This is a genomic window from Lentibacillus sp. Marseille-P4043 (genome assembly GCF_900258515.1).
Taxonomy (GTDB): domain Bacteria; phylum Bacillota; class Bacilli; order Bacillales; family Amphibacillaceae; genus Lentibacillus_C.
This window is the reverse complement of sequence record NZ_LT984884.1, coordinates 3,551,284-3,567,243: the sequence shown is the minus strand read 5'-3', so window position 1 is coordinate 3,567,243 and position 15,960 is coordinate 3,551,284. Positions and strand designations below refer to the sequence as shown.

Annotated in this window: 13 protein-coding genes; 9 read left to right on the top strand and 4 right to left on the bottom strand. The window is 37.6% G+C overall.

The genetic code is table 11. From position 1 onward, the window contains the following. Window positions 1–83 precede the first annotated feature (83 nt). Window positions 84–1,352, top strand: a complete 1,269-nt coding sequence (locus tag C8270_RS17740; RefSeq protein WP_106498120.1) for an MFS transporter — start codon at window positions 84–86, stop codon at window positions 1,350–1,352. 43 nt (window positions 1,353–1,395) lie between these two features. Here C8270_RS17740 and C8270_RS17735 read toward each other — a convergent pair whose 3' ends face one another. Then, entirely contained in the window at window positions 1,396–2,310 is a 915-nt protein-coding gene (locus tag C8270_RS17735) for a zinc dependent phospholipase C family protein (RefSeq protein ID WP_106498119.1), read from the bottom strand. A gap of 271 nt (window positions 2,311–2,581) precedes the next feature. On the opposite strand from C8270_RS17735, the gene fumC reads away from it, so the two are divergent. Both fumC and C8270_RS17725 read left to right on the top strand, forming a co-directional pair. Next, window positions 2,582–3,967, top strand: coding sequence for a class II fumarate hydratase (fumC, locus tag C8270_RS17730; RefSeq protein WP_106498118.1), 1,386 nt, complete (start codon window positions 2,582–2,584; stop codon window positions 3,965–3,967). Between the two features lie 189 nt (window positions 3,968–4,156). Next, complete coding sequence (locus C8270_RS17725) at window positions 4,157–4,369, top strand: alpha/beta-type small acid-soluble spore protein (RefSeq protein ID WP_106498117.1); 213 nt, start codon at window positions 4,157–4,159, stop codon at window positions 4,367–4,369. A 190-nt stretch (window positions 4,370–4,559) separates the two neighbouring features. On the opposite strand, the gene C8270_RS17720 is transcribed toward C8270_RS17725, so the two are convergent. Beyond that, window positions 4,560–5,657: an ABC transporter ATP-binding protein gene (locus tag C8270_RS17720; RefSeq protein WP_106498116.1), complete on the bottom strand. Its 1,098-nt coding sequence runs from the start codon at window positions 5,655–5,657 to the stop codon at window positions 4,560–4,562. Window positions 5,658–5,771: 114 nt separating this feature from the next. Continuing rightward, window positions 5,772–6,656, bottom strand: coding sequence for a PucR family transcriptional regulator (locus C8270_RS17715; protein WP_158701764.1), 885 nt, complete (start codon window positions 6,654–6,656; stop codon window positions 5,772–5,774). 154 nt (window positions 6,657–6,810) lie between these two features. Here C8270_RS17715 and C8270_RS17710 point away from each other — a divergent pair, with 154 nt between their 5' ends. Further along, window positions 6,811–7,173: a YlbF family regulator gene (locus tag C8270_RS17710; protein ID WP_106498114.1), complete on the top strand. Its 363-nt coding sequence runs from the start codon at window positions 6,811–6,813 to the stop codon at window positions 7,171–7,173. A 117-nt stretch (window positions 7,174–7,290) separates the two neighbouring features. Next, complete coding sequence (locus C8270_RS17705; RefSeq protein ID WP_106498113.1) at window positions 7,291–8,061, top strand: enoyl-CoA hydratase; 771 nt, start codon at window positions 7,291–7,293, stop codon at window positions 8,059–8,061. A gap of 59 nt (window positions 8,062–8,120) precedes the next feature. On the opposite strand, the gene C8270_RS17700 is transcribed toward C8270_RS17705, so the two are convergent. After that, window positions 8,121–8,306 (bottom strand): YhzD family protein, encoded by a 186-nt coding sequence (locus C8270_RS17700; protein ID WP_106498112.1) that lies wholly within the window; start codon window positions 8,304–8,306, stop codon window positions 8,121–8,123. A 219-nt stretch (window positions 8,307–8,525) separates the two neighbouring features. Here C8270_RS17700 and C8270_RS17695 point away from each other — a divergent pair, with 219 nt between their 5' ends. The 4 genes from C8270_RS17695 (at window position 8,526) to C8270_RS17675 (ending at window position 15,885) form a co-directional block, all read left to right on the top strand. Further along, on the top strand, window positions 8,526–9,425 hold the full coding sequence (locus C8270_RS17695) for an ABC transporter ATP-binding protein (protein WP_106498111.1): 900 nt from the start codon (window positions 8,526–8,528) through the stop codon (window positions 9,423–9,425). Beyond that, entirely contained in the window at window positions 9,418–10,668 is a 1,251-nt protein-coding gene (locus tag C8270_RS17690; RefSeq protein WP_106498110.1) for an ABC transporter permease, read from the top strand. Before C8270_RS17695 ends, C8270_RS17690 begins: the two co-directional genes overlap by 8 nt. 1,007 nt (window positions 10,669–11,675) lie before the next feature. Further along, window positions 11,676–12,917 carry a metallophosphoesterase family protein gene (locus C8270_RS17680; RefSeq protein ID WP_106498108.1) on the top strand — a complete coding sequence of 414 codons (1,242 nt, stop codon included), beginning with the start codon at window positions 11,676–11,678 and terminating at the stop codon, window positions 12,915–12,917. 1 nt (window position 12,918) lies between these two features. Then, complete coding sequence (locus C8270_RS17675) at window positions 12,919–15,885, top strand: ATP-binding protein (RefSeq protein ID WP_106498107.1); 2,967 nt, start codon at window positions 12,919–12,921, stop codon at window positions 15,883–15,885. Window positions 15,886–15,960 lie beyond the last annotated feature (75 nt).

Here is a 15,960-nt window from a genome sequence, read left to right as displayed (position 1 = left end):
GTTAATTACAATTTTAAGAAAATTCTCCCGCACCCCCTAACAATTTGATATGCTTGAGTAACAATGGGGGTGTTTGATCAATTATGAAAAACAAGAAAAGGATACGTAGCTGGATGCTTTATGACTTTGGTAATTCAGCATTTGCTACTACAATCATGGCAGCTGTTTTACCGGTATTTTATTATGATGTCGCGGCGGTCAACCTTGATGAATCATTGGCAACGAGTTATTGGGGGTATTCTCAATCAATTGCTGTATTAATTGTTGCGATTCTCGCTCCTTTTTTAGGGGCAATAAGTGATTTCTCGGCAGCCAAGAAAAAGTTTTTACGATTTTTTGCATACATGGGGATTCTCGCAAGTATTTTACTAGCGTTTGTTGGTGAAGGGGACTATCTTTTTGCTTCAATCCTATTAATCGTTGGGACAATTGGCTTCTCCAGTGCGAATATTTTTTATGATGCCTTTTTGCCGGAAATAGCTGAAGAAGATGAAATTGACAAAATTTCATCGAACGGCTTTGCTTTTGGTTATATTGGCGGAGGTATTTTACTAGCAATCAATATTTTAATGACTTTAAAATATCAATGGTTTGGATTACCAAATGTAACGGTCGCCAGCCAAGTATCATTTGCTACTGTTGGCGTTTGGTGGTTTATTTTTTCAATACCGTTATTTAAAAATATTCAAGAGGAGAAAAAGACAACAGCGGTTAAACGAGATCGCTCCTATATTGCGATTGGATTTCAACGCGTGACATCTACATTTAGGGAAATTAAGCAGTATAAGCAATTATTGATTTTTTTAGTGGCTTTTTGGTTGTATAATGACGGGATTTCCACAATTATCAAAATGGCAACGATTTATGGGCGGGATATTGGAATTGATTCAAATTCCTTAATTGTCGCATTATTGATTACACAGTTTGTCGGTATCCCATGCACATTTTTCTTTGGGTGGTTAGCAAAAAAAATAACTGCTAAAAAAGCTTTATTGGTAACGCTTTATGTTTATATTGGTATTGTAGTTTTAGGCTATTTCATGTCGTCAGCGTTGCATTTTTATTTATTAGCAATTTGTGTTGGGGTTGTTCAAGGTGGGGCGCAATCACTTAGCCGATCAATTTATGGACGGATGGTTCCGGAAAATAAACATGCAGAATTTTTTGGTTTCTACGGAATATCATCAAAATTCGCTGCGATTTTCGGTCCGTTTTTATTTGCGCTGGTCGGTCAACTTACTGGTTCAAGCAGGCTAGGAATTATCTCACTTGTTTTCTTTTTTATTGTCGGCATTCTTTTATTACGATTTGTTGATATCGACAAAGGTGTAAAAGAGGCGAATCAAGCATAACTCCTAAACATAACGGGCAGATAAGTGTGTTCTGCCCGTATGTTTACACGATTGGTTCACTATACTTATTTTGTAGGTTCAGTGATAATGGTTTACCTGTATCATAGGAGATATCACTAATTAAATCAGTAATCTTTTGTTCCGTTTTCATATCGTGATTTTGCCAATAGTGAAGCACCAACGTCATAATTTCCAAAGCCTCTGCACGTCCTTGTTCATAGAGATCAATAAAGGTCTTCGTACAAGGATCATTTGTTGCCGGATGATACCATGTCGTTTCGTTTAAATTCAAATAATCCACCTGATCTTTAATTGGCTGATGTGAATATGCTGAGATCAGTGGCTTAAGTAATGCATTCTTCCAGCCATGTGGATCAGCTAGTAATTTCAGTGCCAATTTCATATCACGATACGATTTTTGAATATACGCATTATCTTCTCGAGCAATCTGTGGGTAATGCGCTTTTATTGCCGTGTATAATAGATCAACAATGTCTTTATCCAATGAATGCCCCACATCAATTTCTTTATAAACAGGTGCTTTCCACGTTTTCATGTGATGGTATTTTTCCATCATCAACGTATCAATTAACACTTCAAGCCGTTGATGGTCATTCCCTTCATAACCAGCTCTATAATGTATATATGGGTGTGCATTTCTATCCAAAATGTGGTGAGTTACAAACCCGAAAACATAAGCTCTTACATGGTTATTGCTGTGTTTTGCCGCTGTAATTAAATCCATTAAAAAAGTGCCGCAATGTTTCGTGTGTAAAGCCATTCCAATATCGTGAACTGGCTCTTCCTTAATCCATGGCCAAAAATTATAATAAAAAAATGGATCAGGGCCTTGTGCACCTAATTTCATATAGGACTCATCACTGGAAAATGGGTTTGGATTTTTAATGGAATCCACGACATCTTCACAAAACAGCATATGTGTCCATATATTTGGCATACGAAACCTCCTTAAAATTATTGTCAAGCTTTCATCTTAGAAGACTTCTATATTGTGTATATGGTTTTTAAACTTATTTCCCTAATGGTCTTCCATTCGCTACTACTATAGTATAAAAGACATCACCACTAAATTGGTACAAAAAGTTTGGACAATTTTGTGTCGATAAAGGAAGGTTCCCATTTTTGTAACAAATAAATTGTTTTGCTTTCCATGCTATACTAAAATAGACAATAGGTAAAAAAATATAGCTACATAGGGAGGCACCAACATGGATTATCGTATTGAAAAAGATACACTTGGAGAAATTCAAGTACCTGCTGATAAATATTGGGGAGCACAAACACAACGTAGTAAACAAAACTTTCCTATTGGCGGCGAAAAAATGCCACAAGAAGTCGTTCGTGCGTTTGCGATCTTGAAAAAAAGTGCTGCCAAGGCAAATAGTGAATTGGGATTGATGGACAAGAAGAAAGCGGAAGCAATTGCTTATGCAGCGGACCAAATTGTTGCTGGGAAATTGGACGAGCATTTTCCGTTAGTTGTCTGGCAAACAGGAAGTGGTACTCAATCAAACATGAATGTGAATGAGGTCATTGCCCATGTAGGGAACAAGTGGTTAGATGAGCAAGGAAGTGAATTAACCCTTCACCCAAATGATGATGTGAACAAATCACAAAGCTCAAATGACACATATCCAACAGCGATGCACATTGCAGCTGTATTAAAACTTGAAGATGTTGTATTACCTGCATTAACTACACTAAAAGACACACTAAAAGTAAAAATGGATGCTTTTGAAGACATTGTAAAAATTGGCCGGACGCATTTGCAGGATGCCACGCCATTAACATTAGGACAAGAAATTAGCGGTTGGCATCGTATGCTTGAAAAAACGGAAAGCATGATCACAGAAAGCTTGCATCATTTAAAAGAGCTTGCTATTGGTGGAACCGCGGTTGGAACTGGCTTAAATACACATCCTGATTTTTCCGAAAAAGTTTGTGGCGCAATTAATGAAGTTACCGAGAAGAACTTCATTTCCGCACCAAATAAATTTCATGCATTAACAAGCCATGATGAAACCGTTCATGCGCATGGTGCATTAAAAGCACTAGCAGCGGATCTAATGAAAATTGCAAATGACGTACGCTGGTTAGCTAGTGGACCTCGTTGTGGAATTGGTGAACTTACCATACCGGCAAATGAACCAGGAAGTTCCATTATGCCAGGAAAAGTAAACCCTACCCAATGTGAAGCCGTTACAATGGTATCTGCACAAGTAATGGGAAATGATGCAACAATCGGTTTTGCAGCAAGCCAAGGGAATTTTGAATTAAATGTGTTCAAACCTGTCATTGCATACAACTTTTTACAATCAAGCCAATTGTTAGCAGATAGTATGCTTTCATTCGATGAACGTTGTGTAAAAGGGTTAGAGCCTAATCATGAACAAATCGAAAAATACTTAACAGATTCATTAATGCTTGTAACAGCATTAAATCCACATATCGGTTACGAAAATGCTGCTAAAATTGCAAAGCAAGCATTTCAAGATAATGCAACATTGAAAGAAACAGCTGTGAAACTTGGATTGTTAACCGAAGAACAATTTGATCAATATGTGAATCCAAAAGAAATGACACACCCTAAATAAAGCATCTTTTTAATTAAATTCATTTAGAAAGCAGACTAAAAAAGCTCATTCATATAGAATGAGCTTTTTTTTAATCTCTAAACTTCCTGTAATGAAGGTGTTTTGAGCCTGTAAGCACAATTTACCAGTGAAAAACTGTGATAAGTTTTGTAGATGTGCAGACAATATGTATTACAGGAGGTGATAGACATGGCTAACAACAACTCAAACAACTCAAACCAATTAGTTGTACCTGGCGTTGAACAAGCTCTTAACCAAATGAAAACTGAAATTGCACAAGAGTTTGGTGTTAACTTAGGAGCTGACACAACTTCCCGTGCTAACGGTTCCGTTGGTGGAGAAATCACAAAACGTCTTGTAGCAACTGCACAACAACAAATGCATGGACAACAACCACAATAAGGATGGCTTTAGTGGGTGAAAAACTCGCTAATCATTAGCATAGAGGGATGTCTCTGTAAAGACATCCCTCTATATTTTAATGGTAGTATTTACAAGGGTATTAAATTTATACATAATAATTTGCTGATTTTGAAAAACCTCCCCGTTCAGGTGGAGGTTTTTTACATCAACCCGAGAAGCAAAACGAAATCTAGCGGATTCGTTGTTCGGTTTCTGGATCAAAGAAATGTACTTTGTTCATATCAAATGCCAGATCGACTTTTTCACCACCATTAATGTCAGACCGGGAGTCAACGCGGGCAATAAAATCCTGGTCATTTACTTTTGAATACAGATAAGATTCAGCACCCATTAATTCAGCAACATCGATTTCAGCTGTTATTTTTGTTTCCGGTGTTGATTCAATAAACACAGGCTCATCATGGATATCTTCCGGACGGACACCCAAAATAACATCTTTATCAACATAGCCTTGTTCACGCAACAGCTTCATTTTTCCCTCTGGAACTTTAATCGCCAGATCGCCAAGCATAAATTGTCCATTTTTAAGTTTACCTGTCAGGAAGTTCATTGAAGGCGAGCCAATAAATCCGCCAACAAACATGTTTTCGGGACTGTCATATACATCTTTAGGTGCACCAACTTGCTGAATAACTCCGTCTTTCATAACAACAAGTCGCGTTGCCATTGTCATTGCTTCGGTTTGGTCATGGGTAACATAGATTGTTGTTGTTTGCAGGCGTTGGTGCAATTTTTGAATTTCGGCGCGCATTTGCACCCGTAATTTAGCATCTAAGTTTGATAATGGCTCATCCATTAAAAACACTTTTGCATCGCGGACAATTGCTCGACCCAATGCGACACGCTGACGTTGCCCACCAGAAAGTGCTTTTGGTTTTCGATCTAAATAAGCTTCAAGCCCTAAAATTTTAGCAGCATTGTCGACACGTTGCTTAATTTCATCTTTTTTAAATTTACGTAACTTTAAACCGAAAGCCATGTTGTCATAAACATTCATATGTGGATACAACGCATAGTTTTGGAAAACCATTGCAATGTCACGATCTTTCGGTGCGACGTCGTTCATTTTTTTAGCATCAATGTATAATTCTCCATCTGTGATTTCTTCAAGCCCGGCAATCATACGCAATGTAGTTGATTTCCCGCATCCTGATGGGCCAACAAAGACAATAAATTCCTTGTCCTGAATGTGCAAATTAAAATTATCTACGGCAATTGCCTTTTTGTCATATGATTTTTGAATATGTTCTAAACGTAATTCAGCCATTGTAACTCCCCCTCAAATTGTGTAAGCCTTTTCATACAACAATTGTATAAAATATAATCAAAAGGCGAAACGGTAAACATGCACAAAGATTTTCGATCCCTTTGTGCATGTTTGCTAGTCCCGATGTTTTTTGGAAAGTAATGCAAGTTGTACCGTCATCGCCTGTGGAAATTGCCGAACATCGATCCCGGTTTTTTCAATGAATTTATCGAGTCGGTATTGTAGGCTGTTCCGATGCATATACAATTCCTTGGCCGTGACGGAAATATTTAAATTGCATGCGATGAAAGCTTCGATTGTTTGTAGTAATTCATGGTCATCGAAAGTTTCTTTTAAAATCATTTCAGGGATGATGGTTAGCATTTTTGCTTCCACTTGATCAACAAATAGGTGTGGAATAGCATCACTGTATGGTAGTACCACTTTTTCGGTAAAATCAATCGCTGCTTGGGCACAACTTATTAATGTTTGGTAATATTTCTTTGCATCTGTTAAATGAGTTAGATAAGGTCCAACTAAAAAATTAATTTTGACATAAAGGTCACTCATTAATACATCGGCGATTTGGTCATAGGAAATCGCCTCTATTTGTTCTTCAATCATGATTCCGCTATGATCGTCTTTCCATAAAATGGGCACTTGCCTAGTGAAGATTTCATGAATTGCATCTCTGAAAGCAGAAGGATCAAGTTTGTTAGCTGGAAACGTAAAGTAAACAAACCGATAAGCCTCAATATTATGTAAGGTCATAGCACTTTCGTCTTGGTTAATTTGTTGCATCCATTGTTGTTCCTTTTTTGTTAATCGTGGCAAATTCACATTGTAAGGTGTTAAAAAGGCCGCCAGCAATGTAATATCTTTTTCTGTTAGTTCTGTTTGTCTAATTCCAATAACCTCGTTTTCCGGGGTTATAAACCACTTGTAGCAATCTTTTTCGTCCTGATTTTCAGGTGCTTGGGTACGCAATGACGGGAAGATGCTTTGTAATTTTTTTATCATAAATATATCCTCATTCATAAATTTACTATTATTATAACAATTTGTTCGTTAGTTGAAAAAGATTTACGAAGATAGAGCAATTTATCGAAATGGTATACATGATAGATTTCGTTTGTTATAGTTATTTTAGCGAAAAGTTGAAGGAGGAAATACAATGCCAAATATTTATGATAGTGCATATGACTTAGAAAAAGCGATTCGAGAAAGTGATGAATTCAAAAATTTGAAAGAAGCTTATGATGCCGTGATGAGCGACGAATCAGCAAAGCAAATGTTTGACAATTTCCGAGACACCCAAATGGAATTGCAAGAAAAACAAATGCAAGGACAGGACATATCCGAAGAAGAAGTTGAAAAAGCGCGTCAAGTTGTTGAGTTGGTTCAACAACATGAGGATATTTCCAAATTAATGGAACAAGAACAACGTCTAAACATGGTTATTAATGATGTTAGTCGGATTATCACCAAACCGCTTGAAGAGCTTTATGGCGATCCATCTCAACAAGAGGAACAATAATACATATGAAAGACTCGCAATTTGCGGGTCTTTTTTTGTGCTTTAAAAAAGCAGGAATTTGTCACATAAAAGGCGAATAGGAAGAAAGATAGGGAAATATAAAAAGGTGGGGTTATTGTGAGTACGGTTTTCCATGAACGTGTTAATCGAATTTCATATATTTATTTAAATCGTCCAGAGCGCTACAATGCATTGAACAAGGAAATGTTAGAAGAGTTGTTACAGATAGTAAAAGATGTGGAAAAGAACGATGATCAAATTGTTATCTTAGCGGGAAAAGGAAATGCCTTCTGTGCTGGTGGTGACATTTCGATGATGAAAGACTTTGCCAACAAGGAATTCTTTGATGATGTCATGAAAACAATTGAGGAAATTGTTTTGCGATTATATATGATGCCAAAAATAATTATTTCTGCATTGCAGGGTTCCGCAGTGGGGCTAGGATTGAGTCTGGCTTTGAATGCCGATTATGTCATTGCTCAGCGTGAATCACAGGTAGGTATGCTGTTTATCGGAATTGGACTTGCACCTGACGGGGGTGGGCATTTCTGGTTACAGGAACGACTTGGTACTCATAAAGCGAAACAGTTTACGTGGGGGCTGAAACAGGTGAATGGACCAGAAGCCAAAGCAATGGGCCTTGTCGATATCATTACTGAGGAGAGTGTTGTCGATCATGCAACAAGTCTAGGAAAAACACTGTTAACGACACCGCTAGTATCAATGATTAAAACAAAAATGATGTACCATTCTAGAAGTAAGGAAACATTACAATATTATTTGGAACAAGAGCAAAAGACACAATGGGAACTGCGAAACACAGATGATCATAAAGAAGGCGTACAAGCATTTCTGGAAAAAAGAAAGCCAGTATTTTCAGGAAAGTAAGTAGAGGTGAAAGAGGCTGCAATGGTGAAATCCCTTTGAAACAGCCTCTTTTGATAATTTTAGCGATGAAATAAAACTAATTTAGCTTCTGGTGAGACACATCGATGTGTATGTTCACTATAACCTTCATCATCCAACCTAGCTTGGCCTACTTTTTTTGCTTCATCATCATTTTCTGCTGTGAACGATTCATCAAGCAACTTTTCACCGGTTTTTTCAAATACTGTCAAACTATACGTACGCATTTTTCTGATACCTCCTGAAGTCACATTACATACAATATTCGATACAAATCACCAAAATCCTGCTAAGACGGAGAAATTTATAAAGTAATACTTCACAAAGGACCAAATATACAGTAAACTCTTTGTGAAGCAACTTGACTTAAAAAAAACAAAGTTAAGAAATGTTGAAACAATTAAGCGCACGAAACGTAACACTGTAATGGGAAGGGAGAGAGTAACTTGACATTAACATTAAAAAATGTAACAAAACGGTTTGGTAACCACACCGCAGTTGACCACCTGTCATTGGAAATCCCAGAAAAAGAAATGTACGGATTTCTAGGGGGAAATGGTGCGGGGAAAACAACCACATTCCGGATGATTCTTGGATTGTTAGACATTTCGGAAGGGGATATTTCCTGGAACGGCGAGTCAATTGGCTATAATAAAAGCCATCTAATCGGCTATTTACCGGAAGAAAGAGGTTTATACCCGAAGTTAAAAGTAAGGGATCAAATCATCTATCTTGGAAAATTACGCGGGATGACAAAAGATGAGGCAGTGACCGAATTAGCAGAATGGCTGGATCGATTTAAAGTACCAGAGTATATGGACAAAAAGGTTGAGGAATTATCAAAAGGGAATCAGCAAAAAATTCAATTTATCTCCGCGGTACTTCATAAGCCAAAGCTGCTTATTTTGGATGAGCCTTTTTCAGGGCTTGATCCAATAAATGTTGAAATGCTAAAAAAGGCTGTAGTGGAGCTAAAAGAACAAGGAACATCGATTGTTTTTTCGTCACATCGAATGGAACATGTTGAGGAATTATGTGAACATTTATGTATCCTTCATAAGGGAAAGCAGGTTGTTCAAGGGTCACTGCGGGAAATAAAACAGTCATTTGGTAAGAAAAATTTGATTGTGCATGCTGATTTTTCTCTAGAGTTTTTACAGAATCATCCCGGTGTTGTGCAATATAAGTCGATAATGGATGGGTGCGAACTGCAAATTGAAAATGAAGCGGTATCCCAAACCATCTTTGAAGCGTTGCAGGGGAAAGGATTCATACGAAAATTTGACCTTGAGGAACCATCTTTGAATGACATTTTCATTGAGAAAGTGGGTGCCTCATATGAATAAATTTTGGATTATATTATCTCATACGTATATGTCGAGGTTTAAAACAAAATCATTTTTAATCAGTACCATCATTTCCTTACTTTTTATTTTCGCAATTGCAAACTTCCAATCGATTATGGATATATTCTCTGATGATAGTGCTGATGAAATCGCTGTCTTAGATGAATCCGGTCAATTGTTTGAACCGTTAAAAGAGAGTACGGAAAATGCAAATGATGATATGAAGCTAGTTGCTTTTGATGGATCAGAGCAAGAAGCAAAAGATGCTGTTCAGGATGAAACGTATCAAGCACTAATCACGTTAACATTAAATGAAGATCAATTACCAGAAGCAACGTATTATGCGAATACGATTACAGAAACAGGCGAACAATCAACAATTGAACAGCAGTTGCAACAGTTGAAAATTTCTGTTGCAACACAACAAGCAGGGATTGACCAGGCGAAACTAGCAGAAATATATGCACCAGTTACGTTTGATACGGTTGCTTTGGATAAAAGTGCCAAAACAGGTGAGGAGCTTAGCCAGGCACGTGGAATTGTATATGTCATGTTATTTTTATTGTATATAACTGTAATGGTATATGGACAAATGATTGCCCAAGATGTAGCCACGGAAAAATCGTCTCGTGTAATGGAAATTTTAATTTCTAGTGTTTCTCCAGTAACGCAGATGTTCGCGAAAATTATTGGTATCGCATTATTGGGAATGACACAAATTATTTTAATTATCGGCGTAGGGTATGCGATGATCTCGGCTAAGCAGGATGAATTAACAGGAGGTATATTCTCCTACTTTGGGATTGAAGGAGCGTCTATATCCTTGTTCATTTATGCGATTGTATTTTTCGTGTTGGGATACTTGTTGTACGCGACGCTAGCTGCTATGCTTGGATCACTTGTGAGTAGAATAGAAGATGTGCAGCAATTGATGATGCCAATGATGTTTCTAATTGTTGCTGCCTTTATGATTGCAATGTATGGATTAAACGTACCTGATGCAAGTTTTGTTAAAATTAGTTCATACATTCCATTTTTCAGTCCAATGCTTATGTTTTTACGTGTCGGAATGTTAGATGTACCAGCATGGGAAGTGGCATTATCATTAGGCATATTAGTTGTAACCATTATTTTGTTTGCAATTATCGGCGCACGCGTATACAAAGGTGGCGTGCTAATGTACGGCAAGTCAAGTTCGTTGAAAGATTTTAAACGGGCAATTCAATTATCGAAAAAAGAATAATGTTTTTAAAAAAGGCCACGAGTTGTGGTCTTTTCTTTTGGCTTTTCTATTAAAATGCTGTTTTTGAGCTTTTGAATTGCAAAATAGCCTTCACTATCACATTAATAACAATATATATCGCAACGTTAGGAACATCTGATATATGTCTTCCCACCAAGGTTTCAGCCATTTTAATAATAAAAATCTCATGCAAATCCCACACAAAATAAGTCTATTTTCGTAATGTTTATTCCTTTTTATGTCGCAGTTGATATAAAATGCGACATAACTGCTGGGCTCTTTTCTATAAGTACGCGCATTTCCCACCGTCCGGGATCGCTCCGGGTGGATGCTTTCTGCGGGCACGGCCTCAGCCTCCTCGCGGAAAACCGCCGCTGCGGGGTCTTCAGACTCGTGCTGGGGCTGCGCTAACTCGCCCCACCGAAAACCATTGTTCCCGCAGGACAAGGAAGGCTACGTCAGCGATACATCTTCGTGAGAAAAAGGGCCTTTCTTTTTCGAGGAGTCACCACCCTTCACTCCCCCGGACTAGTAAAGTGGTAGGATGTAACTTGATAGAACACATACACCTATAATTACTGGTAGGAAATACAATATAAGTGGAGGAAATACACGGAGACTCCTGCGGGAAGAGAGGCCTAGGTGAGACCCCGGAAAGCGATAGCTTGAGGAGGCTCAGCAGCCGCCCGCGGAAAGCGTAGTGTATTTCCGGAACGGTGGGACAGCAATTTCTTAGTTACGTCGCATTTTCTATCTATTGTGTAAAAAAAACAATATTTTTTCAGAAACAGCAATTGATTAAAAGCTTGGTTCTATTCAGTAGGACCAAACTTTTCAAAATCCGAATCAGCAATAGTCAATTGTCCAAGTATTACTAATATATAATCCTAATTTTAATAAAAAAGAGAACGGATTAATGCTGAAAATAATCCTTCTTTAATTTTCTTCCAGAACGTGCATTCGTTTCAAACCTTTGATAGAATAGACGTAAAAGGTGGTGGAAGACAATGTCGAAGCAAATCTCTTTCCTGCATGCTGCTGATCTTCATTTAGATAGTCCGTTTAAAGGATTAGCCCGGATACCTGAGGAGATTTTTAAAGAAGTTCAGGAAAGTACATTTATTGCCCTGGATCGATTAGTAAATGTGGCAATTAATAAACAGGTTAACTTTGTTCTGCTTGTTGGTGATTTATTTGATAATGAAAAGCAAAGCTTAAAAGGGCAAATTCACCTCCGTGACGCATTTGAAAAATTAAAACGTCACCATATTTATGTCTATCTTTCTTATGGCAATCATGATTATCTAAATGGAAACCATTATCCAATTACATACCCAGAGAACGTATTTACCTTCCAACAGGAAACCATTCAACATTTTCTATATGAACAAAATGGAGAGACGCTAGCATCAATTTATGGATTTAGTTATGAAAATCGAGCCGTCCATGATAACAAAGCAATAGAGTTTCCGGAGTTAAATGATGCCATCCCATTTCATATTGCGATGTTACATGGGAGTTTGCAAAGTAATACAGAACATGATGTGTATGCACCGTTTCAACTGTCTGATTTAAGCAAACAACATTTTGATTATTGGGCATTAGGACATATACACAAGCGCGAAATTTTGTCGGTAAATCCACCAATTATCTACCCTGGTAATATTCAGGGGCGCAACCGTAAAGAATCGGGTGAAAAAGGTTGCTACCATGTAGTATTGAATGAAGTGGGAGCAGCAACAACATCGTTTATTCCATTACAGGCACTTTGTTTTGAAAACGTGTCTGTTGATATATCTGAATGTGATCAGCCCCATCAATTGGAGATTGCTATTCAACATGCACTCGTTGAACAATATCATAATTTGGGCCCGATCTTAGTCTCGCTAACGTTAACCAGTACGAACCCCGAACACCAACAATGGGAAACGGATGGAATTCTAACCGATATCGTTGAACTGCTAAATGAATCAGCCCGTCAGCAAACGAACTGGTTCTACATTTATACATGTATAATCAATATAACAACTTCTTTAGCAGATACAACGCTGGCAAAAGGTGAGCATTTTCTTGGCGAACTTGTACGACATGCGGAGGAAGCATCGATACAACCTTTTATGAAAGAATTGTATCAGCATAAACAAGCTCGCAAATATTTGCCAAGTCTTTCAGATGAAGAGCAGGAAACGATAAAAAACGAAGCACAACAATACCTTATGAGAGAGCTTTTGTATAACGGAGGTGAATAGGATGAAAATAATTCGGGCGACCATTGATGGTTTTGGAAAATGGTATGATACTTCGTTTGATTTTTCAACAAGCAAATTAACTTGTTTGTATGGGGAAAATGAATCGGGAAAATCAACACTACATACGTTTATCTTATTTATTTTATTTGGATTGCCGCCTAAAAAAAGAGCGTTTTATCGGCCTAAGACGGGTGCGAAAATGGGTGGCAGGCTTACCGTCATTGATGAGGAATTTGGGGAATATACAATCGAACGGTTTGATGAGAAACGAAATGGTGCTGCAGCTTGTTATACATCAGATGGTCGCTATTTTGATGAAGCTTGGTTGAAAGAACGGTTAAACGGCATGACGCAACAAACCTACCAATCCATTTATTCGTTTTCCGCGGCAGATTTAGCAGGTCTAAAAGAGATGGACGAGGAAGATCTGGGAGATGTCTTGCTTAGTATTGGTTTGACAGGGTCGAAAAATATTTATGCGATCGAGAGGCGTTTGGACACACAACTAGCCGATCTTTTTAAACCATATGGAAAAAAGCCAGTCATAAACCAGCAACTTGCAACGATTGACGATTTGTTTGCTTCTCTCGTTACGGATCAAAAAAATGAAGCAACTTATCAAGAGAAAAAAGAAGCAGAACATCGTTTAACAACGGAAATTCAATATATAAAAGACCATATACAGCAGGAGAAAATGGACCTATCTGCGAGTGAAAAACAGTTGCAAGCATTACCGCTTCTACATCAGAATCGACATTATGAACAGCAATTGGCTGAATATCCTACTTCCATTCCCTTTCCAGAAAACGGATTAAAGCGGATGCAAGTATTAAATGAACAGCTTTTACCAATGAAAAGTGAGCAGTCTGTATTAATTGGAAACCAAAAAAAATATCAAAAAAACCAGCAACAGTTGAAAGCTGATCAAGCAACAGGGGATGATTACAAACAAGCAAAAGAACTACTCGAACAGTCAACAACTTACATAGAGGCAAAAAAAGAGCTGGAGAAATGTTACGAAGACAAGAAAAAGGTAAGCATGCAAATAGAAGCAGCGTTAAACCAACTGAATGTGGGGATTACAATTGATGATCTAGCGGCAATAACGCTGCCGTTTCATATCGAAAGTACATGGAATCAGCTTGCCAATAATACAAACCAGTTCCGTTTAGAAGCGGATCAGCTGGAACAAGAGGAGCAAATAGCAGAGAAACAACGGAATGAATTAAAAAAAGAACAGGAAGAAATAGACTCGCAATTGTTGACGGACCAGCATGTTAGCGAATGTACTGAAATGGTTCGCCAATACAACCAATACACATATAGACAATCGATGCTGGACGATACCAAGCGAAAGCAGCAAAAATGGCAAAGGATAAAAAAACAAAAGGAAAAATCTAGCATTACCATGATGATCGCAAGTTTAGTTCTAGCAATCCTTTGTGGGGCAATTGGATGGTTGTTTTCAAACAACAGTTTATTTGGTATCACATTTATTTTTGTCGTAGCCGGGATTGGCCAATGGCTATGGGGGAAACGATCGATTCATGAGCTTGAGCAGATGCTCACAAGTGAGGAAGTGCCATCAGCAACACACCCAGTTATAACAAAAGCTCAATATGAGAAGGCCGAAAGTCTTCTGGCAATGCAAAAGGATAATGAAGCTGAATTAGAAAAGATCTATGATCAAATAAAGGAAAATGATGTCCAATTTATAAAACTAACTGAACGAAGAAATGTATTGGATATCAAAGAAGCGCGTCTACAGCAACAAATCAATGAACAATATGAAATCTATCCATTTTTGAAAGAAATCGACATCTCGTACTGGGCGCAATTCTATCACGCTTTACATGATGTACGTAAGCAATACGCGAAAACAGAAGAAATAGATCGGCAATGTTCGGCTCTGCATGAAAGTCAACAGGATTTTCAATCTGCTATGAATAGGTTTTTTCAGGAAAAAAATTGGGAATCGTCACATGAAATGAATGATCAACTGGATATACTTGAGACTTTCGTAAGTGATTACCAACATAAACGTGAATTGATTGAGCAATATGATGACTGGATAAGGGAAAATATAAAGACGCAGGAGTCGCTAAAACAAAAAATGCGTGTTTATGAAAAGAAACAGGAATCGCTATATGAAGCAGCCAATGTAACAACAGAGGAGGAGTTTTTTCAGCAGGCGACACAATGGGAAGGAAAGCAAGATGTTCTAGCAAAATTGGCTGATGTAAACAATCAGTTGGCAGTCTTTTTTTCACAAACAAAATGGGAAACTTTTAATAAAGAAGTCCAGGAACAAGAACTTGAAACCAAACGAGAGAAACATGCCATTTCCATAGAAGAATTGGAAGCAGATTTGGATGTCAAGCGCCAGCAGTTGGCCGACCTAAATGCTGATTTAGCAAATATGGAAATGTCTGAAACGTATTCCAAAACATTGCATCGGTTTAACATGGAGAAAGAACAGTTGGAGTCGATAACTCGCAATTGGGCAGTATTAAAAACAGCGAAAGAGTTGTTAAGGGAGACAAAACGGGACTATCAGGATAAATACGTGACCAGGGTGATGGAGAAGGCTTCAGATTACTTTGCCACCATCACAAATAATGCGTACAAACAAGTCCTAGCTCCAACCGGTAAACAATTGTTTCAAGTTGTCTCCGTAAATGATATCCACTACATGGTAAAAGAATTATCGCAAGGAACCATTGATCAATTGTATGTATCATTACGAATTGCAATAAGTGAGGTAATGAGTAAGAAACATCACCTACCATTTATTATGGATGATGTATTTGTCCATTTTGATGTATGTAGGACAGAAAGAATAATGGAAATAATAACGGAGATTGCTAAAAATCAGCAAGTTATTTTGTTTACATGTAAACAGGATCAAATCAAAACTGTTTATCAAACAGAAATAGTCCATTTAGAAAATACTGTTCGCATTTCTTGATAAATAATGATAAACTATTTCCAGATAATCGTTATTTTTATATGCTTTAAGAGGTTGTTCAAAAATCACCAAATA